Annotated in this window: 21 protein-coding genes and 1 riboswitch; of the genes, 5 read left to right on the top strand and 16 right to left on the bottom strand. The window is 48.7% G+C overall.

Annotated elements, in window-relative coordinates:
- Positions 1-551: 551 nt before the first annotated feature.
- Complete coding sequence (locus K0504_RS08490; RefSeq protein ID WP_220103752.1) at positions 552-3,527, top strand: TonB-dependent receptor; 2,976 nt, start codon at positions 552-554, stop codon at positions 3,525-3,527.
- 88 nt (positions 3,528-3,615) lie between these two features.
- Here K0504_RS08490 and K0504_RS08485 read toward each other — a convergent pair whose 3' ends face one another.
- From K0504_RS08485 to ahpC, 3 genes are all read right to left on the bottom strand, one after another.
- Complete coding sequence (locus K0504_RS08485; protein ID WP_220103751.1) at positions 3,616-3,921, bottom strand: hypothetical protein; 306 nt, start codon at positions 3,919-3,921, stop codon at positions 3,616-3,618.
- A 199-nt stretch (positions 3,922-4,120) separates the two neighbouring features.
- A complete protein-coding gene (ahpF, locus tag K0504_RS08480; RefSeq protein WP_220103750.1) occupies positions 4,121-5,683 on the bottom strand; it encodes an alkyl hydroperoxide reductase subunit F in 1,563 nt (520 codons plus the stop codon).
- A 92-nt stretch (positions 5,684-5,775) separates the two neighbouring features.
- The gene (gene ahpC, locus K0504_RS08475) at positions 5,776-6,339 is read right to left on the bottom strand and encodes an alkyl hydroperoxide reductase subunit C (RefSeq protein ID WP_220103749.1); all 564 of its coding nucleotides are present in this window, start codon (positions 6,337-6,339) and stop codon (positions 5,776-5,778) included.
- Between the two features lie 515 nt (positions 6,340-6,854).
- Here ahpC and K0504_RS08470 point away from each other — a divergent pair.
- A complete protein-coding gene (locus K0504_RS08470) occupies positions 6,855-7,310 on the top strand; it encodes a DUF2306 domain-containing protein (RefSeq protein ID WP_220103748.1) in 456 nt (151 codons plus the stop codon).
- Positions 7,311-7,464: 154 nt separating this feature from the next.
- Complete coding sequence (locus tag K0504_RS08465) at positions 7,465-8,367, top strand: hydrogen peroxide-inducible genes activator (protein ID WP_220103747.1); 903 nt, start codon at positions 7,465-7,467, stop codon at positions 8,365-8,367.
- 250 nt (positions 8,368-8,617) lie between these two features.
- Here K0504_RS08465 and K0504_RS08460 read toward each other — a convergent pair whose 3' ends face one another.
- From K0504_RS08460 to K0504_RS08405, 12 genes are all read right to left on the bottom strand, one after another.
- The gene (locus K0504_RS08460; RefSeq protein ID WP_220103746.1) at positions 8,618-10,459 is read right to left on the bottom strand and encodes a GGDEF domain-containing protein; all 1,842 of its coding nucleotides are present in this window, start codon (positions 10,457-10,459) and stop codon (positions 8,618-8,620) included.
- Positions 10,460-10,687: 228 nt separating this feature from the next.
- Positions 10,688-11,011, bottom strand: a complete 324-nt coding sequence (locus K0504_RS08455) for a hypothetical protein (RefSeq protein WP_220103745.1) — start codon at positions 11,009-11,011, stop codon at positions 10,688-10,690.
- A gap of 206 nt (positions 11,012-11,217) precedes the next feature.
- The gene (gene atzF / locus K0504_RS08450) at positions 11,218-13,023 is read right to left on the bottom strand and encodes an allophanate hydrolase (RefSeq protein ID WP_220103744.1); all 1,806 of its coding nucleotides are present in this window, start codon (positions 13,021-13,023) and stop codon (positions 11,218-11,220) included.
- Positions 13,020-16,652, bottom strand: a complete 3,633-nt coding sequence (gene uca / locus K0504_RS08445; protein WP_220103743.1) for an urea carboxylase — start codon at positions 16,650-16,652, stop codon at positions 13,020-13,022. Before uca ends, atzF begins: the two co-directional genes overlap by 4 nt.
- A 92-nt stretch (positions 16,653-16,744) precedes the next feature.
- Entirely contained in the window at positions 16,745-17,383 is a 639-nt protein-coding gene (locus K0504_RS08440; RefSeq protein ID WP_220103742.1) for an urea amidolyase associated protein UAAP2, read from the bottom strand.
- A 12-nt stretch (positions 17,384-17,395) separates the two neighbouring features.
- Positions 17,396-18,121: an urea amidolyase associated protein UAAP1 gene (locus K0504_RS08435; RefSeq protein WP_220103741.1), complete on the bottom strand. Its 726-nt coding sequence runs from the start codon at positions 18,119-18,121 to the stop codon at positions 17,396-17,398.
- Between the two features lie 81 nt (positions 18,122-18,202).
- The gene (locus K0504_RS08430; protein WP_220103740.1) at positions 18,203-19,024 is read right to left on the bottom strand and encodes an ABC transporter ATP-binding protein; all 822 of its coding nucleotides are present in this window, start codon (positions 19,022-19,024) and stop codon (positions 18,203-18,205) included.
- Entirely contained in the window at positions 19,017-19,847 is an 831-nt protein-coding gene (locus K0504_RS08425; RefSeq protein WP_220103739.1) for an ABC transporter permease, read from the bottom strand. The genes K0504_RS08430 and K0504_RS08425 overlap by 8 nt, the downstream gene beginning before the upstream one ends.
- Before the next feature lie 73 nt (positions 19,848-19,920).
- Positions 19,921-21,003: a putative urea ABC transporter substrate-binding protein gene (locus K0504_RS08420; protein WP_220103825.1), complete on the bottom strand. Its 1,083-nt coding sequence runs from the start codon at positions 21,001-21,003 to the stop codon at positions 19,921-19,923.
- Between the two features lie 116 nt (positions 21,004-21,119).
- Positions 21,120-21,233: riboswitch (guanidine-I (ykkC/yxkD leader) on the bottom strand.
- A 240-nt stretch (positions 21,234-21,473) separates the two neighbouring features.
- Complete coding sequence (locus tag K0504_RS08415) at positions 21,474-22,343, bottom strand: transporter substrate-binding domain-containing protein (protein WP_220103738.1); 870 nt, start codon at positions 22,341-22,343, stop codon at positions 21,474-21,476.
- 118 nt (positions 22,344-22,461) lie between these two features.
- Complete coding sequence (locus K0504_RS08410) at positions 22,462-23,400, bottom strand: transporter substrate-binding domain-containing protein (protein WP_220103737.1); 939 nt, start codon at positions 23,398-23,400, stop codon at positions 22,462-22,464.
- 159 nt (positions 23,401-23,559) lie between these two features.
- Positions 23,560-24,492 carry a substrate-binding periplasmic protein gene (locus K0504_RS08405; protein ID WP_220103736.1) on the bottom strand — a complete coding sequence of 311 codons (933 nt, stop codon included), beginning with the start codon at positions 24,490-24,492 and terminating at the stop codon, positions 23,560-23,562.
- 379 nt (positions 24,493-24,871) lie between these two features.
- On the opposite strand from K0504_RS08405, the gene K0504_RS08400 reads away from it, so the two are divergent.
- Both K0504_RS08400 and K0504_RS08395 read left to right on the top strand, forming a co-directional pair.
- Positions 24,872-25,336, top strand: coding sequence for a chemotaxis protein CheX (locus K0504_RS08400; RefSeq protein ID WP_220103735.1), 465 nt, complete (start codon positions 24,872-24,874; stop codon positions 25,334-25,336).
- Positions 25,326-25,757, top strand: a complete 432-nt coding sequence (locus K0504_RS08395) for a secondary thiamine-phosphate synthase enzyme YjbQ (RefSeq protein WP_220103734.1) — start codon at positions 25,326-25,328, stop codon at positions 25,755-25,757. The genes K0504_RS08400 and K0504_RS08395 overlap by 11 nt, the downstream gene beginning before the upstream one ends.
- A gap of 89 nt (positions 25,758-25,846) precedes the next feature.
- On the opposite strand, the gene K0504_RS08390 is transcribed toward K0504_RS08395, so the two are convergent.
- On the bottom strand, positions 25,847-26,212 hold the full coding sequence (locus K0504_RS08390) for a hypothetical protein (RefSeq protein ID WP_220103733.1): 366 nt from the start codon (positions 26,210-26,212) through the stop codon (positions 25,847-25,849).
- Positions 26,213-26,342: the final 130 nt, after the last annotated feature.

Below are 26,342 nucleotides of genomic sequence, written 5' to 3'. Positions count from 1 at the left end.
AAAGCCAACAAACAAAGGCCATTTAAACTTAATCACATCACAATAACGGCTGTATCTCGAACGTTAATAAAGGCTTAAATAAGCTCAAAATAGCGCTGTTTTATCACTCTATGTCAGCTAGTTAGCACCTGTTGAGGTGTTTATATTTTGTGCACCTCAAACGCTCAAATTTAAAATTAATGACGGCTAATTCATTCTAAAAAGAGTATGTGGCAGGCTTGTTTATGGAATGTTAACGCTGTCTCAAAGGCTTAAATAGACTGGTTTACAGACCACTAAGTTTCCATGAAATCTCCACATTTTTTACCAAATTCATAATTTGGCATGACCAATACAGTCTTTTACACCTCTAAAAAGCGCTCAATTTTTATACGCACATCATTAAGAACGGCCGCTTTTTGATGACTTTTTAGCCAGTTTGAATGTTGCAAATCCCTATGAAACTATCGCCGCGTTTTCACCCTCGGGGTGACGGACAGTTTTATTTTTTAGGCGTGATAGGCATGGACGTATCCATTTTTTTCTTGAAATCACGCCATAGGGGAAAAGGTATGCAATTTAAATTATCTAAAATAGCTGCAGCGCTGTTACCTGTAACGACGTTAGCGTTTGGTTCGAGCGTTTATGCGGCAGAAGCGCCCACTGCAGAAGCGGCACCAATGCCAACAGACGACGTGGAAGTGATTCAGGTTAGCGGCATCGCTGGCAGTATGGCGGAATCAGCTCGCCAAAAACGTTTCTCAAGCCAAATTGTTGATGCCGTTGTTGCCGAAGACATTGGAAAATTACCTGATAACAACATTGCAGAAGCCCTGCAACGTATTACAGGCGTTTCAATTAGCAGCGATTTTGGCGTTGGCCAAGATGTACAAATTCGTGGTATTTCCGATAACCGCGTGGAATTAAACGGCCGCTCAACTGCAGGTGAAGGCCGCGGCGGGATCAGCTTAGAAGACTTTCCTTCCAGCTTCTTAAAAACCGTCGAAGTCGTTAAGTCGCCAACACCAGAAATGATCGAAGGAGCGCTTGGCGGCACCGTAAGCATGAAGACCGTGCGCCCGTTAGAGCTCGAAGAAACCCTTGCTGCATTTACGTTTGATGCCGAATACGCGGATAAAACAGAGAATTACGCGCCTAAATTTACGGCGGCGGTCGGTTCAAATTGGGATCTAGGCAGCTCAGGTACATTTGGAGCGTCCATCGTACTTTCCTATCTTGACCGCGAGCTACGCCAAGATGAATTCATTACCAAGCAAGAGCTGTTAGACGTTGATCTCGACGGTGACGGAGTGGCCGATGAAGGCAATACCCCGCAAGGTAAAATGCTGGTTCAAAGTGAAAACACCGTCAATCAAAAAACCGAGCAGCGTGAGCGTAAGGCCTATGGTCTGTCACTACAGTGGGCGCCAGCATCGGGTGATGGCAATATTTACTTAGACTTAAATGGCACCAAACTAACCGGTAGCCAGCAGTCCTACTCCATCTTAGATGTGGGTGGTGACGTTACAACCACGGCTGACTCGTATCAAGACGCGAATGGTGTGTTGCACAACTACACCCTTGAGGGCGTCAAGCTGATCCCTAAAACCATCAGTGACTTCAGCGAAAACGAAACCTATTCACACGCCTTGGGCAGCGAATGGAGCCTTAGCGATCAGGTTCGCGTTTGGGGTGAAGTGGCCATTTCCCATTCCGAAACGGATCGTCACGATACCGAATTCACGTTGCGCCCTGTTAACCGCGATGTGTGGAATGAAAACGGCGGTTATACCAGCGATGCCGATCACACGACCGACGCTTATATCTCAGGCGGTAGTGGCAAGTTGCCAAGTATCGTTTATGAAGATAGCCAAGTGCTGCATAACCCAGACAACTTAGCACTGCGTACCTACGTGCACGATCGCGACCGCATTGAAAATGACGAGATCGCAGCCCGTTTCGATGTTGAATATGTTGAACCATTTGCAGGCATTGATTGGCTGGCGTCAGTGAAGTCGGGCGTTCGCATCACCGATCGCGAATACGAATTCACACGCTCAGACATTGAATTCAAAGACATGTACAAGAGTGCCTACTACGTCGATGAAAATGGCGATCCAACAGGCGAAGACTTTTCGATGTGGATTGATGAATACAACGAAATGAGCCCAGGCAGTTTCGTGACCATCACGCCTGACAATTCATTCGATCAGCTTGGTAAATCCGGTCAAAACGACTTGTTGTCCTACACCGTCTATAACGGTAAAAAACTGGGTAATCCAGAGGCTGCATTTGCCGATGTACAGTCAGCACTGACTGGCACCAACTACGCCACGACCGGATCACTCAACTCAAACCTTGAGGTCGATGAGGGCGAATACAAAAAAATTGAGGAAAAAACTCAAGCTGTCTACATGCAGTTCAACCTCGATTTCGATGATCTGTCAGCCGTTATTGGTGGCCGCTATGTTGAAACTGAACTGGACTCCACCATTATTGAAAACGGCGAGTACCTCACTGGCACCAACGATTACTCTGATTTCTTACCGAGCCTGAATGCCACTTATAGTGTCTCTGATGACACCTTAGTTCGATTCGCCTCGGCCAAAGTGATGCGCCGTGCCGACTTTGATTCACTAAGCCCAGCATCAAGTGTGAACACCGACGTCACCCACGCCACTCAGGGCTCCCATACCCTAGAGCCGTACCGTGTAACCCAATACGACTTGTCGGTTGAGCACTACTTCGGCACCGGTGGTTTGATGTCTGCTGCACTGTTCTACAAAGATGTAGAATCCTTCACCATTACCGACAACGACTGTATTGCAGATACCGCCAAGACCGTGTCTGAGCAAAATGTAACCCAGTGGTCTTCGGTTTGTTTGCTGGATGAAGCCGGTGTGAGCCAAAGTAATATTGTGAATGCCGATCCAGGCATGGGCGATACCGCTGGCTACAACTACGTTGAAGGTTTGCGCTTAGATGGTAAAACCGGCATCAATACCGAAAAAGAAATCAATGGCGGCAGTGGCTGGATTAAAGGCCTTGAATTGGCTTACCAGCAAACGTTCGACTTCTTACCAGGCCGCTGGTCGGGCATTGGTGTGAGCACTAACTACACCTATGCAGACAGTGAACAGCCGGATGGTACGCCAATGGAAGATATTTCTAAGCATACCGTCAACGCGCAGGTCTACTGGGAATACGATGCTTATCAAGTGCGCTTGGCTTACAACTGGCGTGATGAATTCCTCGATTCAGAGAATGAGAAACGCATCTCTCGCATTGGTAAAGATGGCTATGGTATCGACAACAACGACTCGCCAGAGGCTGCGGGTTACGATCCAACGGCAGGTAACAGCTATCGTGAAGCGCGAGGTCAATTTGATGTTTCAGCCAGCTGGGATATTAATGATCACGTCACTTTCATTAGCAACGTCACCAACCTGACCGGTGAACCTTTGGTGTATAAAACTGAGCTTGGTAACGACTGGAAATACCGTGAAGCGGATCGCCGCATCACCATGGGCTTACGCGCCAAGTTCTAATAAATAGCATGAGTCAGCAGTAGCAACATCACTGCCGGTTACGCTCTAAATCAAAGCGACTCTGCGGAGTCGCTTTTTTTGTGCTCTTTTAGTTATCGGCAGTAGAAACCGCTGGCTCGACAAGCTTGCAATTCCAGCCCCAACTAGACTGTTTATCCGCAAACAAACTTGCTTGCTCTTCACAGTAACCTTGCTGGTTTTGTGCCCGCCATAATGAGCTGATGGTGCCGTCTTCTTTTTTGTATATAACTTCACAGGGCAGTGTTGAATCGCTGCTGTGATAGGCCACTTCAATCAACCGAGTTGCGCCATCTAAAGTACAGCTATATTGATTGGCAACGGCGGGGGCAGCTAGCACGCCCGAGATTAACGCTATGAATGGAAGAGTGTTCATCTTGCTTACCTTGTTGCTTTTTTACATTGTTGCTTTGATGCTTTGCCGACTATAGCAAATATAGTGGCATTAACATGTCAGACAAAATTTAGCGTTGTTTTGCCAAGCACTAAATAAAGTCGGGCCAGCAACATCTTGCTTTGGCTGTAAGTAAGCAAGGTATTGCCGGCCCTTCTGGAGAACGCGGTATGCGAATGGGTTATTCGCGAATCAAGTAATCAAAGGCCGAGAGAGAAGCTTTTGCGCCTTCACCCATGGCAATGACAATTTGCTTGTAAGGCACAGTGGTGACATCGCCGGCAGCAAAAATACCACTCTCAGACGTTTGGCATTTTTCATCCACTTTAATTTCACCATGTTGCGTGCGTTCTACCACGCCTTCCATGAAACTGCTGTTTGGCACTAGGCCAATCTGAACGAATACGCCAGCCAAGTCTTGGCGAACCACTTCATCGGTGTCGCGGTTGATGTAATCAAGGCCAACCACCTTGCCATTCTCAGCAACAATTTCTTTGGTTGCTGCGTTCTTAATAATAGTGATCTTGTCGTGTGCTTCCGCCTTTTCAACCAACACGCGGTCAGCTTTCAATTCTGGCAAGAACTCGAATACAGTCACATGGTTAACCATGCCAGCCAAATCAAGGGCCGCTTCAATACCCGAGTTACCACCACCAATCACCGCCACGTCTTTACCTTTGAAGAACGGGCCATCACAGTGTGGGCAATAGGCCACGCCAGAACCAATATTTTCTTTCTCGCCCGGTACGCCAAGCTCTCTCCATTTGGCACCTGTTGCCACAATGATTGTTCTAGTTTCAATCACTTCACCAGAAGACAAGTGAAGCTTCTTCGGTGCTTTACTACCTGCTTCTGGCTTTTCAATATTGGCTACGCTGACGTGTTCTTTTTTGGTGATCTCATAGTCATTCATGTGTGCCAGCATGTTGCCTGTCAACTCGGTACCCGTGGTTTTAGAGACCGAAATGAGATTCTCAATACCAACGGTATCTTTCACCTGACCACCAATGCGATCCGCTACCATGGTCACATTCAACCCTTTGCGAGCTGCATAAATAGCTGCCGCAACACCGGCTGGGCCACCACCGATCACAGTGACATCTTGCAGCGGTAACTGTTCTTTATTACCTGCGTCAACAATGTATGGGTAACGTTGAATGAGCTTTTCCACCAACTGAGCTGTGTCGATTTTGCCGTTGGCGAACAGTTCGCCGTTCAAGTAAACACTTGGAACGCCTTGAATATTGCGATCATCAATCAATTGCGGGTACAAACCACCGTCAATCATCTCGCTGCTAATACCGTCATTGAGCAATGCAAATTGATTCAATGACTGAACAACGTCTGGGCAGTTGTGGCAGCTCAGTGAAATAAACACTTCGAAGTGCAAGGTGTCATCAATGGCTTTCACTAAATTCGCCAGCGTGTCATCCAGTTTTAGCGCGGTGCCGCTCGAATGAAGCAAGGCCAAAACCAGCGAGTTAAACTCGTGACCGGCCGGAATACCGGAGAATGAAATACCGTTGTATGCACCATTTACCTCAAGGGCAAAGGTAATAGGGCTGCGCAGCCCTGCATCACGTTCTTCCAACACCAAGTTGTCAGAGACAGAACATAATTGCGTTAGGAATTCTTTTAGTTCGTTTCGTTTGGGGTGATCACCTGTTTGCAATGCCAGTGTCACACCCGTGGTCATATTTGCTGTATACGTCTTTAGCGCATTAAGAATGTCGTTGCTTAACATAGCGTTACCTACAGATAAATCATAAAAAAAGGCGGGTCAGATAAGGGCATCTGCCCGCCCAAAAAATCAAGGGAAAATGGAAACTTCAGGGGTTAGATTTTGCCAACCAAGTCCAGGCTAGGAGTCAGTGTTTCTTCACCTTGTTCCCAAGCTGCTGGGCAAACTTCACCGTCGTTTTCGCGAACGTATTGAGCTGCTTTCACGTTACGCACCATGTCTTTGGCTGCGCGGCCAATACCACCGGCGTGGATGTGAGCAACTTGGATGATGCCGTCAGGGTCAACCAAGAACGTACCGCGGTGCGCCATGTGGTCGTCTTCAATCATCACGTCAAAGCCGCGAGTAATGGTGCCTGTTTGGTCGCCCAGCATTGGGAAGTTGATTTTGCCAATCGCGTCAGACGAATCGTGCCAAGCTTTGTGCGAGAAATGCGTGTCGGTAGACACCGCGTAAACTTCAACACCCAGACCTTGAAGTTCTTCGTAATGGCTTGCCATGTCTTCAAGTTCAGTTGGGCAAACGAATGTGAAGTCAGCTGGATAGAACAAGAAGATGCCCCATTTGCCTTTAACTGACTCAGAAGTCACTTCTACAAACTCGCCGTTGTGGAATGCTTGCGCTTTAAATTCTGGGATAGATTTGCCGATTTGTGCCATGGTTAATGTCCTCGTTAATTGTCGATTTGAAAGCTGCCTCGCTTTCGATGTGGACAATACTAGGGGTATTAGACTAATCGGTAAATTTGAACAAATTGAATTAATAATTCTAAAAAACTGAACGTTGTAAATCAGCAGCGCTTCCCCCCCTGCGTAACTCCCAAAAGCCTCGCTCCAACGCAACATTAAGCATGTTGAAATCCCTACCGGTTTTGTCAGTATCCACCTGAATAGAAACTCATCGCCCGTCCGACAGGGCGCTCAACTTGGCCATAAGCTTTAACAGGCTCAGATTCTCGTTGGATGGAATTACGGTATGATTGGTTTGTACTTTTTGGGGCTGTTCGTTACGACGCCAACGCGTTGTCATCGAGCTGACGACTGATGCTCAGGTTGTTTGCAGAGAGCCCATAAAAAAGGCACTTTAGAAAGGTTTGAGCCAGCTCGACTCGCTATTTTAATCTAAGATCACATGCCAACTTTTGAAGCGACAAACCTCTCGGATAGAACAGCTCATGATTGAAACATTACACATAATTTGTGGATTTGCGTCACTTATTAGTGGGTTTGTCGTTTTGTTTAAGACAAAGGGCGATTCATTCCATCGCCTGATTGGGCGTTTGTATTTTATTTGCATGTTAGGGCTAAATTTAACGGCGTTTGGTATTTACCGGCTATTCGGTGGTTGGGGCGTTTTCCATTGGATGGCAATCCTCAGCCTTATCCCATTGATTGCCGGTTTCGTGGCCATACGGCGCAAGCAATTAGCGGCACATTATTATTTTATGTGCTGGTCTTACATCGGCTTGCTGTGTGCCACGATCAGTGAACTCTTCGTGCACCTGCCCTTGGCTGTGTTTTTGCAGAGTAAAATCGCTTACCTTGATGTGGCGCTGATGTGTAGCCTGATAGCTGCAGGCTTTTATTGGCTGCCCAAATACCAACATCGTTATGTTGGAAAACTCAAATAGGGCTTCCTGTCCACTCCCCTCCTAGCCCCCCAAGAGAGCAATTCAATCAGCTCCAACCATCTCTCTGTTTGTACAAATCATTATTGCAACTGTTGCATGAGCCACGCTTAGGGGTACACTGCTTTGGTGATTCTATTTTTATGAACGTAGCCAAATGATTTCCATTAAACAGGTAAACTATGCACTCGCCGTTGCCAAAACCCTCCACTTTAAGAAAGCGGCGGAGCAATGCAACGTGTCGCAATCGGCGTTGAGCACCGCCATTAGCGAGATGGAGTCGCAGCTCGGTTTAAAAATATTCGAGCGCAACAACAAGCACGTGTTAATCACCGACGCTGGTCAGCGCGTGTTAGCGAAAGCACAAACCATCAAGCTCGAACTAGACGAATTGATGTTGTTATCGCAAGCCGATAAAGCACCACTAACAACGCCCATGTCGCTTGGGGTGATCCCCACCATCGGGCCATATTTATTGCCACAAGTGCTGCCGGAAGTTCGCCAGCAATACCCTGATTTTCGCTTAAAAATTAGTGAAGGCCAATCGCACGAGTTCGTCGAAAAAGTAAGAAATGGCGATTTGGACGCAGCGATCTTGGCTTTGCCTTATCCGCTTGCGGGCTTAATTAGCTTTGAGTTCTGGCAAGAAGATTTTTACTGGGTTAGCCACAAAGACGAAGCCTCGGCGCAAGTGCAGGAAATTACCACCAGCGAATTGGAGCTGGATAAGCTGATGTTGCTAAAAGAAGGGCACTGCCTTAAAGATCATGCATTGGCCGCCTGTAAACTCAAAAGCTTAAAGCAAGAGTCGGGGTTTGATTCCACCAGCTTGCATACCATTATTCAGATGGTTGCCGGTAAATTAGGCACCACGCTGGTGCCCGAAATGGCACTCGATCAACTGCTACACGCGGCTTCCGAACTGCGCGCAGTTCACCTCAACGAGCCTGGGCCACACCGTAGCATTGCCTTTATCATTCGGCCGAATTATGTCAAAACCAAAGACATAGAAGTGCTAATGGCGCTCTTTAAACAGCAGCTACAGCTTCAAAAAAACTGAAGTTTGTGATTGGATTTTGTTGATGTACTCAAGCCCTTAGCGAGTCGATACTAGCACTGTCATTTTTATAAGAGGTGCATTCCATGAAATTATTAACTCGTTTGTTTAGCAAAGCTTCGGGTAGCAAAAAACAAATCAAGCAATGTAACTACCAAGACAACTACTACGGCGATCAGCTGTGCTCATTCAATCAAATGTAAGTCATTCAGGGCTGGCAGAAATCGGGCTGGTTTAACCGTTAGCGAATTGATTAAACCGCTTGTTCGGCTCGGTTTCGGCCACGATTTTTCGCTTCGTACAAGGCTTCATCCAGTTGTGGGTATAGCTGGCCAAAGGTTTCGCTATTATCAGCAGCCAACTGCTTGTAACCGAAGCTCGCGGTGATCGTCACCGGCTCTCCTTGCCAATCTAGCGGCTGACACTCAACCGCTGAACGAATCCGCTCAACCACTCGGCCTAACTGTTCAACATTGCTTTCACGCAATAACATCATAAATTCTTCACCACCAATTCGGCCAATGCGGTCAGATTGACGGATTTCACGCAGCACAACTTGCACCGTATGAATCAGCGCGGCATCGCCCGCGGCGTGTCCTAGCCGGTCATTGATTTGCTTAAAGTGGTCTAAATCAAATAACACAACGCCAAAGCCAGTATGGCTTTGATGCCATTGTTGGTAGCAAGACAAAATGGCGCGCCGGTTATCAATGCCAGTGAGATGATCGGTTTCAGCAATGCCCTGAATACGTTTCCTAGAGCGCCATACCAATAGCAACACGATCACCAAAATTACCGTGGTTACCAGTGCCAGCAAAGTCACTAAGCGGAAGTTTTGGCGCTCCAACTCAATCGATTGACGCTTAGCGGCTTCAAGGCTGGCCATTCGATTGGCTAACTGAACCTCCAAGTCACTAATTTCAAGCTCAAAAGTTGTAAGCCTCAACAAATCCTCTTTTTTTGCCCGCATACTCATTTGTTGCCAATTCAACGTCATCAACTCATTGAGTTGCCCTATCGCAGACTGCTGTTCACCACCAGCGATCGCCAGCAAAATTCGCACATAACTGGCAATCGCTTTAGATTTGGCTGAGCTGCCAGACTGACTCATATCAAGTTGGTTTTCTGCAATAATTGTTTCAGCGGCAGCGAGCCCCGAGTCGACAACCGTAGCCCAAATTAGGATATGGAGATTTGATTGCCAGTGATGGCTGCCCGCTTGCTCGTTACTGTATTCATGGGCAATAAGCGCATGCTTAGCGGCTTGCTTGGGCATATTTTGACGCATGTACATCTCGGCATAATAACGGTTGAGATGAAACAACCATATCGGCTGGTCAGTCAGTTGCTCTGCGGCAGACAAGTATTCACTCGCTTGCTCGAAATCGCTGAGGGCAATGTGCGCAACAGCAAGATTGGCCAACATACCAACGGTTTCACCGGCAAATTCTAATGCCTGAAATCGCTCTAGTGCTTTGCCGAAATAGTCAACGGCGGCGAGGTAATGATGTTGTTGATAGTGGTAAGCAGCAATTTCAGCTTGGATGTATCCCATCAAGCTAGAACTATTGTCCTGCTTCATCATTTGTGTGGCTTGCAGTAATAACGCCAATGGCTCTGGTCCATCAGGATACTGCGAATAACAACGAGAATAGGAATACAGCAGCATTGCTTTCAGACTGTTGGCAGCCTCAGCATTTAGTCCATATGCCTGATGATAGCTTTCACAACCTTGCTCTGGTGAGGTCAAATCGAAATGCAAGTGACCATCCAGCAGCAGGTATTCCATCATTGCTGAGTCGGAGACTTGATGCTCGGTGAGTAAATCGACGATTTGTCGTTGAATCACAAGCGCCTGCTCGGTATTACGCGAGCCTTGATAGGCGTGACCTTGACGTGCCAAGTACTGTACTTGCTGCGTTGCTGACCAGTCGTCAAACTGGCTTTGGTATTGCTCTGCCAACGCCAATACATCATCGTCGTAGCCAAGACCGATTTGGTGATATGCCTGATCAAACGTTTGAAAAGAAGTGGCAAACGCAGGGCCAGCTAATGCTGACGACATGACCCAGACCACCATTAAAAATAAACGCATGAAGGTTCCTAAAAGTTAGAACGTTGGCCGCTAGCGTATTGCAGCTATTGATAAGAGGTTTTTTAGGCAGTATGGGCCGTTGGCATCACTCATGATGCCAACCATTACTGTTAATTCTTGTAGATCTCACCAAATTAGCAAAATATTTCAGTTGGATGAGGCAATCGACCAGTGTCAGCACAGCGGCAGCTCGCTTTGACTAGACGATGCTGAGGTTTAAAATTGCGGTTAGTGAGCACCTGATGAGTGCAAGTATTCCTTGGCAAGTTCATCTGCGATGCGGCCAGGGTGGACATCGTTATAACTTTCGCGTTGCAGCCATTCTGGTTTTTCTAAATAATTATCAACGAAAAACTGAGGTACATTGAGCGCTGCGGCACATTGCGAAATTTGATCTTCCTTGCGATCGCGGGTCCGAGCAATATTTCTGGTTCGAATTAACCCGATCAACCAAATCCCAGTAATCAACGCTGGCCAAATCAACGACCATTGCCAATAGACAGTTGCGCCCCAAAAGGCTAGTTGTAACAGCACAAAAACTAGCTGACTCACAGTACGATCCGCATTAATGAATGAAGCCCTAACCATAACAGCTTGAATCATTCTTAATGTTAGTTAGATCAAAAAGGTAGCAATTTACTTAATTGCACTGCCAGAACAGATAACCCCCATATGAACAATGAGTTGAGTGCGCTAACTAACAAAAAGGCGCCTCTAAGGCGCCTTTAACTTCCATCTGCGTCAATTGTTAGCAAAGTTCACGATTGCATGTATTGGCGCCAACCACCGAAATGAGTAATATCGGTTGCAGTTTCAATGGCATAGCCTTCGCAAATAAAACTTGTGCACCAGCGGCCATCAGCAAGCTCTACCTTGCCCAACCCAAGTGGTTGCGGAATCCCCTGTAAAAAGCTGCCCAAATGTTTCACCGGCATTTGCCACACTTCCACCGCAATAGCTGCGCCATGTTGTTCAGTGCGGATCAGCCCTGGCCGGAATGGCGGCCCTCCAGCAAGCGCATAGAAGCGATAGTTGGCCGATGTGGTAGTTTCTTCCAGCAGCACAGCATCGCGGTCAAGCAATTGGTGATTAAGCGGCAAGCCGGCTAAATGAGCGCCACACACCACCAATTCAACCATTTCTTCAACTGCAGCGCTCTGCTCAGCCTCAGTATGTATGGGTAGCGGTAGTATCGTTGCCCCAAGCGGCAAGCCAAACGCCTGTTGCAATTGGCCGCCCATGCTCAGTAATTTGCGATCTTGCCAAACCTGCCCAAACAGAGTGATACCAAACGGTAGACCCGTTTGCTGAAAGCCTGCTGGTACAGCAATCGCCGCATAATCCAACAGATTCATAAAGTTAGTGTAATAACCTAAGTTGGAATTAAGGGTGATTGGGTCGGCATTGACCGCGCCAATGGTATAGATAGAGCCTGCCGTTGGCGTAACAATGGCATCAACTCCGGCCAAGATTTCATCGCACCGTACTTTGTATGCCTGAAGCTGATAAGTGGCTTTAAACGCATCAACGGCCGTTTTGCCCTGCGCGCCACCAATAATGGTTTCAATCACCGGTAGGCAACGGCTGCTATCGGCTTCAAAAAATGACTGAATAGCGGCGTAACGCTCTGCCACCCAAGGGCCTTCATAAAGCAACTTGGCCGCATTTAAGAAGGGTTCAAAATCAACTTCGACGAGTTCAGCACCCAACTCCGATAACTGATTAAGCGCGGCTTGAAATAGCGCTTGAGTTTGTTGATTACCAAAAAACTCCAGTTGTGCGGCCTTGGGTACACCAATCGACTTGCCACTCAGCGCTTGCCCAGTTTGATAGATCTCGCTACCACCATCGGCTCTGGCGTAGCAATCGGTCACATCATATTGACCAGCAATATCGAGAAGTAGGTTGATATCCGCTGTGGTGTGGGCAAATAAGGTCACACAATCGAGGCTTTTACAGGCCGGTACCACGCCCGAACAGCTCAACAGTCCTTTTGATGCTTTCATTCCGATGATGTTGTTAAACGCCGCAGGCACTCGGCCCGATCCAGCCGTATCTGTTCCTAGCGAAAAACAAACTTGGCCAGTGGCCACGGCTACCGCACTGCCGGAACTAGAGCCGCCAGACACGTAGTTAGGGTCAAAGCTATTGTGCACCGCGCCCCACGGTGAGCGAGTACCCACCAATCCTGTAGCAAACTGATCTAAGTTGGTTTTACCTAAAGGTACCGCGCCAGCATGAATAAGTTGAGCCACCACAAAAGCGGACTCCTCTGGCTGATAGCTGTATTCAGCGCAGCCGGCGGTTGTCGGTAAATCGGCTAAATCAATGTTGTCCTTGATGGCAAACGGCACGCCGAACAATGGTAACTCGTCGGGAGACTTCCCCTCCAGGCCATCGACATAGGCCGCCAGTTGCTCATCGGAGATCAGGCTTAGCCAGCTGTTGGTGGTATCTGAGCGCGCGGCTTCTAGCTGTGCTGCGAGAAACGACGCAGGCGTTAGCCGACCCGCAGCATAACTCGCCAAAACACCTTGCACGGTGACAGAATTTAGTTGGCTCATGCGTTCACCTCTGCGTTTTGTTCTGTAGTTAACACCATCAAACGTTGGCCCGCATGCACTTGCGCGCCCGACTGTTGGCTAATACTTGCAATCACACCAGCTGCCGGTGCGGTTACTTCTAATTCCATTTTCATTGCCTCTAAAATCATCACCACCTGACCGGCCTTGACGGTATCGCCAGGCTCAACCAGCACTTGCCAGATGTTGCCAGCGACATGGCTTTCAATAGCCTGCTGCCCTTCAGCCAACAAATCGTCGTCTGCTGACGCTTGAGTCATCACTTCGGCTGCAAAATTGGCATCGCCTGATTCCACCCAGCGTTGCCGCTCTGCCTCAAACGCTTGTTGTTGATTGGTTTTGAAGTGGTTGATGTCAGCTTGATTGGCATCGATCAACGATTGGTAATCGGCCAGCGAGAACTCAGTGTGCTCAATCTTGACCGGATACTGACCTCGCGGATGCTGTTTGCGGATGGTTAGCAGCTCATCAGCGCTCACTTCGTAAAATTTGATTTGATCGAAAAAGCGCAACAGCCACGGTTTTTCAAAGGCTTCGGTGGTGCGATAGCGATTCCACATTTGCATGGTGCGGCCAACAAACTGGTAACCGCCCGGCCCTTCCATGCCATACACGCACAAGTAAGCGCCTCCAATACCCACCGCATTTTCAGGCGTCCACGTGCGCGCAGGGTTGTATTTCGTGGTCACCAGACGATGGCGAGGGTCGAGCGGTGTGGCCACTGGCGCGCCCAAATAAACATCCCCTAGCCCCATCACTAAATAGTTGGCGTCAAAGACAATTCTTTTGACCTCATCAACCGACTCAAGACCATTAATACGACGAATAAACTCAATGTTATCCGGGCACCAAGGGGCATTCTTACGCACCACTTCATCGTACTTTTTAATGGCGAGGCGCGTTGCTTGGTCATCCCACGACAAAGGTAAATGAACAACTCGTGCCGGTACCTTGAGGGTATCAATATCACCTAAACTGGCTTCCAATTGCTCTAATAAAGGTAACAATTGAGTCAGTGGCAATTGCAGATTGTTGTAGTGAATTTGCAGTGAACGAATGCCCGGCGTAAGTTCTAAAATGCCGTCAATGGCTCGCTCTTGCAGAGCCAGCATGAGTGCATGTACCCGAAAGCGCAGCCGGATATCCAACACTTGTGGGCCATATTCAACCAACAAGAAGTCCTCGCCGCTTGGGCGGTAAACAACCTGCTCGCCTACGGTATCGGCCGATAAGGTTTTAAGCACCGGCGATGCTAATGGCAGCCGTTGCGGCACCACCGCCGCATCGGTGAAACTACCGCCAGCAATGGCTGCTAATTGAGCGCGTTCGAGCTGCTCGGCATCGGCCATTGATACCGCCTCAAAACGAACTTTATCACCGGCTTTGAGCTGCCCCATTTTCCATAAGTCGGCTTTAATAATGGTGGCAGGGCAAACAAACCCGCCAAGGCTAGGCCCGTCAGGCCCCAAAATCACCGGCATGTCGCCAGTAAAATCAATGGTGCCCACAGCATAAGCGTTGTCATGAATATTCGATGGGTGTAGCCCCGCTTCTCCGCCATCGGTGCGAGCCCACTGCGGCTTTGGCCCCACCAAACGAACACCAGTACGCGATGAATTGAAGTGAACTTGCCATTCGGCTTCGAAAAAGGCCTGAATGTCATCATCGGTGAAAAAGTCAGGCGCGCCATGTGGGCCGTAAATAACTCGTATCACCCAGTCATCGGTCAGCTGAGGAGGTGTAATTTGGGTATTCGACGTCGGAGTCGCAGCGGCTTGCTTACAGGCATCGGAACAAAGGTGAAGCACATCGCCGGCACGTAACGCGCGCCCGCCGTGACCGCCAAACTGCCCCAGCGTGAAGGTCGATTTACTACCTAGATAATCTGGGCATTGAATACCACCCGCAACAGCCATATAACTGCGTGCGCCTGCGCCACTAATACGGCCAAGCGTTAGCGTTTGACCCGGCTCAACATTAACAAGGCTCCAAGCTTGAATCGGCTGACCATCGAGTTGGGCATCAATGTCTGCGCCGCCAAAAGCGATAACGGTGGCACAATTAAATTTAAGAGTTGGCCCGCTGATGATGATTTCGAGCCCGGCAGCTGAGTTGTCGTTACCCAGCAATTGATTTAGCAAACGGAAGCTGACCGAGTCCATCGGTCCAGATGGCGGAACGCCAATGTCCCAGTAGCCTGCACGACCAGGGTAGTCTTGAATAGTGGTTTGGGTGCCGCCGGTCACCACATCAAAGGTTGTTGGCTGGTAAGTGAAGTCATTCAAACTACGTGTTAGCACCGTACCGCTTGCCACCAAATCGGTTGCTAGCAATTGCGAAAGGTAGCCAAGGTTATGCTCAATACCGTACAAGCGAGTATCGGTTAATGCTTGGCGAAGACCTGCCAACGCTTGTTGTCGATCGCTGCCGGTATAAATGATTTTTGCCAACATGGGATCGAAAAAGGGCGACACCTCTAAACCCGCTTCAATCCAGTGGTCAATACGTACATTAGAACCTTGCGGGAACTCAACCTGCGTCAGCAAGCCTGCGCTGGGTTGAAAGTTTTTGTTGGCGTCTTCGGCATACAGTCGCACCTGAATAGCATGACCGGTTGGCTTTAATGTTGGCGCAATAACGGCCAGTGGCGTCAACTCGCTGGCACCGAGTTCGATCATCCAGCGAACCAGGTCAACACCAAACACTTGTTCGGTAACACCATGCTCTACCTGTAAGCGAGTGTTCACTTCTAGAAAGTAAAATTGCTCGGTATCTTGGTCTAATACGAATTCGACGGTTCCTGCATTGCGATAATTGACCTGTGACGCCAAACGAATTGCCGTGTTTTGCAGAGCCTGACGGGTTTCATCCGATAAATGTGGTGCAGGCGTTTCTTCAATCACTTTTTGGTTACGGCGCTGAGCCGAGCAATCTCGCTCGCCCAATGCCACCACACCGCCTTCGCCATCACCAAAGATCTGCACTTCAATATGACGCGCGTGCTGAATAAATTTCTCTAGAAACAAGCCTGCATTGGAGAAGTTGTTTTCGCTCAGTCGCTTGACCGATTCGTAACTATCGCTCAGTTGAGTGTTGTCGTCACAACACTGCATGCCAATGCCACCACCACCAGCGGTACTTTTGAGCATCACCGGGTAGCCAATTTGCTCAGCCTGCGCGAGCGCTTGTTCGAGCGAGTCGAGCAGCGCAGTACCGGGCAAGAGCGGCACTTTTGCTTGCTCTGCTAGCGCGCGGGCTTGGTGTTTCAAACCAAAACCGTTCATCTGCTCGGCAGTTGGCCCCAGAAACACTAATCCCGCCTGTTCACAGCGAGCAACAAAGTCAGGGTTTTCACTTAAGAAACCATAACCGGGGTGTACCGCTTCAGCACCAGATTCGGCGGCAATGGCGAGTAGTTTGTCTTGATCGAGATAGGTTTGAGCAGCAGGCCCGTCTCCGAGCGAGTAGGCTTCATCGGCCTGAGCGACGTGCAAGCTGTCAGCATCGGCTTCGGCATATACCGCCACACTGGCAACGTTCATTTGTCGCAGGGTGCGGATAATTCGGCAAGCAATCGCGCCGCGGTTAGCAATCAGCACTTTTGCAAACATAGGTCATTCACCTTATTAATCGGGTCGTCCCGAGATGAACTATGGGCGTTGGATGGGGTCGTCCCCAGCCCTTATTGGTCAGTTGCGTTGCATTAATTCCACACCAGCACTTCAACTGGCGTTGGGTTGTAAGCGTTACAAGGGTTGTTGAGTTGTGGGCAATTTGAAAGCAATACAATCACATCCATGTTGGCCTTCAACTCTACATATTTACCCGCTCCGCTAATGCCATCTTCAAAGGTCAGGCCGCCTTGTTCGGTAATAGGGACATTCATGAAGAAGTTGATGTTGTGGGTGATGTCGCGCTTACTCAAACCGTATTGCTCATTTTCCGCAACAGCCAATAGCCAGCTATCTCGGCAGGCGTGCATGCATTTTTTATCAATGGCGTAGCGCACTGTATTACTTTCGGTGGCACACGCGCCGCCCAACGTATCGTGGCGTCCGCAAGTATCCGCCACAATCTCCAACATCGGGTTACCTTCGTTCGATATCAGTGTGGTGCCAGCCGTCAGGTACACGTTGCCTTGTTCACGAATTGTATCGACGGCACTGTAACGCTCCGATGGATCCTTGGCGTTATAAAACAGCGTATCGGCGGCTTGATTGCCCTCTAAGTCGAGAATTCGAAAGGTTTGTCCGGCTTTGACAACTTCCATGTAATAGTCGCCCGCCGCGACGACATCTCGTCGAACCGCATGCTCTGCGAGCAATTCACTTTCTTTAATCATTGGTTGGGACTCCTAGTGACAGCAGCGATCCGCTAAATAGCGACGGTTGTTTTCAAAACCACGAGCGTTTTCCGGCCGCGAATTTAAGCAATCATCATCGACAGCTACCGGAGCGGATTCGATCATGCTCACTTCAACCGAGTGGCGAGGGTATTCGCTGGCGGGGTTCATCGGATGCGGGCAAGTGGTAAACATCACTAAGGTATCCATCTCAAAACGAAGCTCAATGACATCACCCGCGCTGCTGTGATTTTCAGCAAACTTGAGGTTGCCTTCGGCATCCGTGTGAACCTTGCTAAACAGGTTAAGATTTGCCGCGAGGTCTTTCTTACCCAGACCATATTTGGCCACTTCCACCAATAAGGCGTCATAACCATTTTGCTTCCAGTTGTTGCGGTCGGCCTGATAGTCTCGTTCGCCCCACTTAGCAGCAGTTTTTGCCTTATTGGCTACGCCAGCAACGGTATCAATCCAGCCGGTATCATCACGCACAATTGAGCAAAACACTCGTCCCATGTCCGAGTACAAACAATGCCCTTGGGTTAATTTAAAGGTGTGCTGACACTTCAACGTGTCTGGCGCGTTGTAGCGCTCTAATAAGTTATTTGGGTTGTAGAACAACATGCTTAGGTTGGCACCACCGTCAACATCAGTGAGTACCAAGGTGTGACCTTTCGGCACCACCATCGACCAGTGACTGGCCGGAGGTATCCGATCGGTTAAAATTGCTTGGGCCATAAAAAAATTCTCCATTGGTTGCGCCATTCGACGCAGCGCAACACTGTGTTTGGTTGACGTTAGCTTCCGGCGCGAAGGTACTTACGAGGCGCTATTGAGTGCGGCCATGTGCGGCGTGCCAGGCAAGGTCACCAGTTCGTTCATTTGCTCGGCTGAAGCATGATCATGGTGTAGCGGAATATCAAAGGTGACTTGAGCACCAAAGCGCTCAGGCGCTTGCGGATCATGACGCAGCTTGTCGAATACCCAGAGTCGACTGCCAAGTTGGAAGCCCTCACTCAAGTCGTGCGTGATCATAAAGACCGTGAGTTGCTGTTCTTGCCACAGCTCACCAATCAAGCCATGCATGTCTTTGCGGATCCCAGGATCAAGCGCTCCGAAGGGCTCATCAAGTAGCAGAATGCGCGGCTGTTTGAGTAACGCCTGAGCAATCGCTAAACGCTGCTGCATGCCACCCGACAATTCACTTGGATAACGATTGGCCGCATTGGCCAAACCGACTTTTTCAAGCATCGCCATGGCGCGGTCGCGGGCATCAGACTTAGCTTTTCCAACCAGTCGACCAAGCAACAAGCCGCTCAATGAACGGCTAAATTCATCACCCAACATGCAGTTTTGCAACGCCGTCATGTGGGGAAACACGGAATAACGCTGAAACACAATGCCGCGTTCAACACCGGGCTCGGCACTGAGCGGGGCGCCATCCAGCAAAATTTCACCGCGCGAGGCTTGCTCCGTGCCCAACATCAAGTTCAAAAAGGTCGTTTTACCACAGCCGGAAGCTCCAACAATACTGACAAATTCGCCAGCTTTGACGCTTAAATTGAGCCGCTCAAGCACCACGTTGTCGCCGTACTCTTTCCACACATTATTGAGTTCAATGATTGGTTTTTGATCAGTCATCACGACTCCCCTGTTCTTTGTGATACCAAGGGAACGCCAGCAGCGACAACCGCTTGAGCGACCAGTCCATGGCAAATGCCAGCGCGGTAATCCACAGCACGTAAGGCAAAATCACATCCATTGAAAGGTAACGACGTACCAAGAAGATGCGGTAGCCCAACCCTTCTGTGGCAGCAATGGCTTCCGCCGCGATCAGGAACAACCAAGCACTACCTAGAGTTAGTCGCACCGCCTCAATCAATCTCGGCATGATTTGCGGTAGCACCACTCGCACAATGATTTGCCAACTATTGCCGCCTAAGGTTTGCGCCTTGAGTAACTGTTCGTTTGGGAGGGCGTCGGTTCGCAGCTGTAAATCGCGAATAATGATGGGGCTAATGCCGATGACAATGAGCACCACTTTTGACAACTCACCTAAGCCAAACACAATGAACAAAATCGGCAAGATTGCCATCGGCGGGATCAGTGACAGCGCGGTAACCAGCGGCGACAACGGCGAGCGCATGTAAGGCACCATGCCATTGCCAATGCCGATAATCAGACCAATTAAACCGCTGATGCCAACGCCCATGGCCAAGCGAGCCAAACTAGCACCGGTATCCTGCCACATGAGGTATTCACCGGTGCGCTTGCTCGGCTCAAACGCCATGCGTTCAATCGCCTCGGCAAAACTGCTAAACGCCGGTAACAACTTGTCATTGGGGTTTTCCGCCAAGCGGGCATCCGATGCAGATAAGTAGAACAACAGCAAGATGGCGAACGGCAAGATTCCGAGTAGGATACGGCCGTATCGATTAGGTGTTCGATTGATGATGCGCGTCATAGGCACCTCTGGATAGACAGCTCAGTGGAATTGCCCAGCCAACAGCGTGGCTGAGCATGACAATCAGCTAATGTTACAGTGCGCCTTTGGCAGCCATGGTCATGTAGCTTGGGTCAAAGCGAAGCTTGATGTTGCCTTTGTCGCCAAACACACCGGCGGGCGTTTCAATGCCAATGAAACCGGCATCTGGCGCGCCCTCACCTAGCAAGCCGTGTTCGAATGAAAACTCACTCACTTTTTGCATGGTTTCGGTTAGCTTGGCGCTGGTGGTAAAGGCTACCGCTTCGGCAGGGGTGTAGAACATTTTGGTTGAGGCCAGTTGCGCTTCATAGCCTGCTAAATCAGTACCTGACGCTTCAGCCATAAAGGTCTTGGCTTTGGCGGCAGCGTCATCGCCAGCAGACATAGTTGCGAGAATTTCATACCAAGCACCGGTCAGTGCTTTACCTAATTTTGGATTGGCAGCGAGGGTCTCAGTGTTCACTACCAGCAAATCGATGATCTCACCAGGAATCATTGACGAATCAAAAACCTTGGAGTTATTCGGCATCGAGATAATTTCACTCAGCAGCGGGTTCCAGGTAGTCACTGCGGTCACATCGCTGGTGGTAAATGCAGCCACTAGATCCGCATCAGACGTATTAACCACCGTGACGTCACGTTCGCTCATACCAACCGACTCTAAGCCACGGGCTAACAGGTAGTGGGAAACGCTCAACTCAACCAAGTTAACGTTCTGGCCTTTGATGTCTTTGAGTGATTTTTTACCTTTGAGCACCACACCATCGTTACCATTGGAGAAATCACCGACGATCAACGCCGTTGAATCGACACCACTAGCAGCAGGAATTGTCAGCGCGTCCATGTTGGTCATCACGGTGGCGTCAAATTGGCCTGCGGTGTACTGGTTAATTGACTCAACATAGTCGTTGACCTGCACCACATCGATTTTGATGCCGTACTTGTCGGCCCACTTATCAACAATGCCGGACGCAGCACCGTAATCCCAAGGCATCCAGCCAACATAAATAGTCCATGCTAATTTGAATTCGGTTTTTTCTTCGGCTTGAGCAGCCTGAGTTGAGCCAGCAATGGCAATGAAACTGGCCAGTACAACGGCCGCAGCTTTTTTGACGGTACGAAGGGTTTTCAACATCACTAACCTCACCTTGGTTTAGTTTTGGATTTAGTTTTCGGTTTTTACAGTTGGATGTGCAGTACGAGCTCACCCAAAGAAACTTGTCGCGCGAGAGAAACCATGACCTATGGTCGTTCTCCCGGGCTTTTGTCCCTCCGTGTGACCTCATTACTTATCGTGCGGTGAGGTTGACAACTCTCGGACCAGTCACTGATATGGCATCAGCCGGAACCCTAGATGTCTATTTTTCAAATTGTGGTCAACGCTGATCGAGCAGCGGAGATAGTTCTCTCATGCGTTAATGAATTAAAAGGCAAAGCATGTGCCAAAAAGTAAGCCAATACAGTTTTTGCCTTGTAGGAAAGGGCGTTGAGGGACAGCAGCAGCCATCAAGAAAGTTAGGGGTACAGGTATTATTGCACCAAGGATGAACATAAAAGCCCGCTTACGCACCAACATAACGCCCCATTATCTATCGGGTTAATTCGTTAATTCTTGTTGAGCTTCAACGTCGCAGGCCAGATCCAGTAGTGTTCAACATCGAGTGGCGTTTGTTCCGGCAACAGTTGATTAGGCACATGAATAATATGGCGATTTTCAATATTGGCCATATCAATAAAGTCATCGTTAAACTCCAAGAAGATGTCACGCAAATGGCCCGATTCAGCCAGCCGATTAAAGCCCAGTGTTAAGCGGCGAGTCAACTCTGGTTCGTGGGGGCTAACAAAAAAGTAAAATGGCGCCACATTATGGAGAATGATCGTCGGTTCAATCATGATGTTGGGGGCTATGTCGGCAAATCGATTCATCTCAACAAAGATTTCGTGAACACCCCGCACCGTATAATCAAAGCGCTTGGTTTCGAGCATCTTAAAAAGCCCTTCATACGTATTGCTCGCGATGGTTGGAAACCCTTGCGGCTCAACGACTTTACGCATCATCCAGTTTGAGCCAACGCCTAACTTAAGTTGTTTTAATTGCTCCAGAGTTTTGACTTGACCAAATTTGCTCTGATCATCTTTGTGAATCAACAACAAACGGTAGTTATGGATCCCCATCCGTACCGGCACTCGGATTGGTGTTAAACGGCGCTCAAGTTGATTCGAGGTGAGGCCAAAAAATACGTTTTCTGGGCCTCCGGCCTCCATGTGCTGAATCGCACGTTCGTTACTTATTCGGCTCTCGCGGAATCGAATTTCATAAGGACCAAATTCGGCCTTGGTAACTTCTAACGCTTCAGCTAAAACTTTCTGCTTGTAGGCGAGCCGAGGATCACTGGCCACCCAAGCATCATTTAAACGAATCACCATAACGTCTTGGCTATCGGCGCTGTGTGCAGCTGGCAGCCAAATCGTCATAAGCGCAAGCACGAGCTTGACCCAGTGGTTGATAATCCCCTGGTTGCCGATTAATGCTCGCCAACAGAAACAACTCAAACTCTGATTCCCCTTAAGTCCACCACATCCAGCTGTTCGCTCAATTTTGATTTGCGTTTAGCTCCGCCGGCCAAAACCACAGTGCATCGTCACCGATAGGCGTTTCATTTGGCAGTAAGCGATTCGGCACATGAATTATATTACGTTGTGGAATTTGTGCTTTCTCAATGTGATCTTGGTAATGATCTAAAAACATTTCACGCAGCCGGCCCGAATGGACCATATTCGACAAGCCTTTTTCTATCCGCTCCGCCAATACCGGTTCATGGGGGCTGACAAAAATATAGAAAGGCGCAACGATATGCAGCGCCAAGGTGGGCTCAATCACCATATTCGGTGCTTCGTCTCGGAATAATTCTAACTCACCGTAGATTTCGTGCGGCCCACGAATGGTGTAATCGTATCGCCCCATCTCCAGCATTTTGAACAAACCTTCATAGGTATTGCTGGGAATGACTTTAAACCCCTCAGGCTCCAACACTTTGCGAGTCACCCAGTGGGCTCCTAAGCCAACTTGAAGTTTCTTTAGCTGCTCTAAGGTTTTGACCTGCGCAAATTTTTCCAAATCATTTTTATGGATCAGTAATAAACGATAATTAAGGGCGCCCATACGGATCGGAATGCGAATTGGGATCAGGCGTTGCTCTAGCTCTAATGAGGTCAGGCCAAAGTGAATATTTTCAGCGCCCCCCGATTCGAGGCGGCGAACCGCTCGTTCATTTTTCATTCGACCGGTATTGATGAAAAGTTCAAATGGCCCGTATTCTTCTTCGGTCAGCTCTAGCGATTCGGTAATCACATTGAGCTTGTACATCAGGCGTATATCATTCGGCGCACGCGCGTCGCTCATCAACACCTTGGTCATTGGCAGCTCAGCCCAAGCGTTGGTCAACAACATGCTGCACACCACCACAATGGCTTTGACTTGCCTCTTTGCTGTCTGTTGAACACAGTTCGTGAATTTTGCTAATGACGCCATAAAAGCTAAATCCTCACGTTGTTGCTCCGTCAGAATTTCCCTTTCTTTGCGGATTGTTACTGAGTGCTCAGCCTGCCCTGCTGATCACTATTGTTGCGCTAGATATAGTTACGTTCGATATAGTTACGTTCGATATTATTGCGTTCGATATTGTGCCGCTCAATGCGCCGTTTGTTTTAACGGCCAGAACCATAATTCGCTATCGCTCAGCGGAGTCCCTTCTGGCAATAACGGATTGGGGATCTGGATGATATGGCGCTGCTCGATATGTGCTTGGCCAATATCACGCTGGTGATACTTTAAAAATAATTCTCTTAAACGACCGGATTCGTTCAGTGCAACGAGCCCAGCTTCAATGCGTTTAGCCAGCTCCGGCTCTTTCGGGCTAACAAACAAGTAATAGGGTGCAACGATATGTAGCGCTAAATTGGGCTCAATCATGATATCCGGCGCATCTAACTTGAAGCGCTCTAACTCATGAAACACTTCATGGGGGCCGCGTACGGTATAGTCAAAGCGTTTGTTATTCAGCATTTTGAATAACCCTAGCCCGGTCGACGTAGTGCTCGGGACAACTTCAAACCCTTGCGGCTCTAAGACTTGCCTTGTGACCCAATGTGCCCCTAAGCCTATTTTTAATTGCTTAAGCTGCTCGAGCGTTTTGATGTTGGCGAATCGAGCTTGCTCATCTTTGTGTATCAATAACAATCGATAATTCAGCACGCCCATACGAATAGGGATGCGAATGGGAAGTAGGCGACGCTCAAGCTCCTTTGAGGTCAATCCAAAATGAACATTTTCAACGGTGCCAGATTCCAATCGCACAACAGCGCGCTGCTCTCGGAGTCTGGTGTCGGTTATTTCAATAAAGTATGGTCCGAATTGGTCTTCCGAAGCTTTCATCGCTTCGTCCAAGACTTGCAGAATATGCATCCGTCGCGGATCATCCACGGCTCGAGTTTCACTCATGGTGACTTTCATGACGCCTTCAGCAATGACGTAACCCGACAAGCATCCCCATAACAATAAACTGCTAAGCAAGCCTGCGATGTGTGAAAGAGCAAGACTATTAATCAACCGGTGCCGAGCCATCCTTTTTACCTTGACCGTTAATCCCACTAAACATTGTCGCTCATCCATCTGAAACTAGAAGCAATATGTTAATAATTTGTGAAGGAAAATAGCGGCGAAGATCACGCTAATCGGATTAAAAACGCCATGATTGATGGCATGACAAACTCAGCCACAAGATAGTCCGCAGAGGTTTGTAGGGAATTGTCCAGAAATGCTTCAATTTGGGCCCGAACTTTATGAATAGATGTGACCCCAAACAAAGCATTGCAGAATGATGCCAACCAACAGTTGTCAAAGCTTTAATTCGTATTAGAATCCGGTGTATTGTTCATCTTAGCTACTAGCCAAGATTGTTTGTTTTTCTCCTATCGGACATGACATAGGGAAGCCCCGCTCAATGAACGCCGAATTTATTAACCCCTTTTTGACGTCGCTGCAGAACGTTTTAACCACCATGGCCAATCTGGAACTCACTCCAGGCAAGCCAGGCTTAAAGCGTGACGAAGTAGCCCGAGGCGATGTTTCAGGTCTCATTGGCATGATTGGGCCACAAACGAAAGGCTCGTTTTCTATCAGCTTCGAGCAGGAAACGGCATTTGAAATCATGCAACGGATGCTCGGTGAGCGCCCAACGTCAATTAACGAAGAAGTGACCGACATGGTTGGCGAGATCACCAACATGGTCACCGGTGGAGCCAAAAACCTATTGGCAGATAAAGGCTATGACTTTGACATGGCCACACCTGCCGTCGTTTCCGGACCCGCGCATACCATTACTCATAAAGCCAAGGGCCCAAAACTGATCCTGCCGTTTACCTGTGATGCTGGCAAAGCATACCTAGAGATCTGCTTTGACAAATAGCACCTGGCTGCAACAAGAGTTGCAGCTACCCGCTTATCAACGTGGCTTCCACCTCATCACCCACGAAGTAGAAAATGCCATTCCGGCGCTACGTCATGTCACCATGGGCTTGTGCCATGTGTTTATTCAGCACAGCTCGGCATCGTTGACCCTCAATGAAAACGCCGACCCGACGGTGCGCGGCGATTTTGAGCGTCATTTCAATCAAATGGTGCCGCAAAACGCGCCTTACTATCAGCATACTTATGAAGGCCCCGATGACATGCCGGCTCACTTAAAGGCATCAATTCTTGGTGCCAGTGTCACCATTCCAGTTCGCCAAGGCAGATTGGCCCTCGGCACCTGGCAAGGCATTTACTTGGGTGAGCACCGCGATCACGCTTTGGGTCGGCGCTTGATCATCACGGTACAAGAGCAATAATCCAGCCTATCCAGTACATCGCGGTGCCGTTACGGCACAAAAAAAGCCTGCATCTTAGATACTGGCTTTTTTTGTGCAGGCGTTAAGCGTTATAGCTCAAGCTCAAGGGGTGGCTTCTTCTGGAGCTGAGGTAAAATTTCTTTGAATTGCTCTTTCAAGCTATCACAACCTTGTTGGGCTCCAGGCAAGTCTTCCTTCATTTGCATGTAGTATTTATGGGATTCCAGCTTGATGTGTTCCCAGTTAACTTCAGTGTCTGGGCTATAGCCTTCTTTAAAGGCATAAAGTTTGGTTAAGTCCATGAACTTTTCTTTATCAAGCGGCATACCACAGTCGATGCTAATGTACTTTGCTTCACCTGCTAAGCGAATTAAGTCTTCCGTTAATAGAGCTTCTTCCGCCACCACAACCGAACTCATTGACACCAATGCGGCTCCTAAAACCATCGCTTTCATAAAATTTTCCTTTTAGATGTTTTAAACCAAAACCCACCTAGATCCGTTTTATAACCGGAGGATTAAGTATGTTTATTTAAGTTTAGCAATGATTTAGAGAATATCTTATAAAAGTGAACAAAAGCTGAAC

It is taken from the genome of Neiella holothuriorum, from assembly GCF_019457915.1.
GTDB lineage: Bacteria > Pseudomonadota > Gammaproteobacteria > Enterobacterales > Neiellaceae > Neiella > Neiella holothuriorum.
The sequence above is the reverse complement of the archived record's forward strand: the minus strand, read 5'-3'. Positions and strand labels throughout refer to the sequence as shown.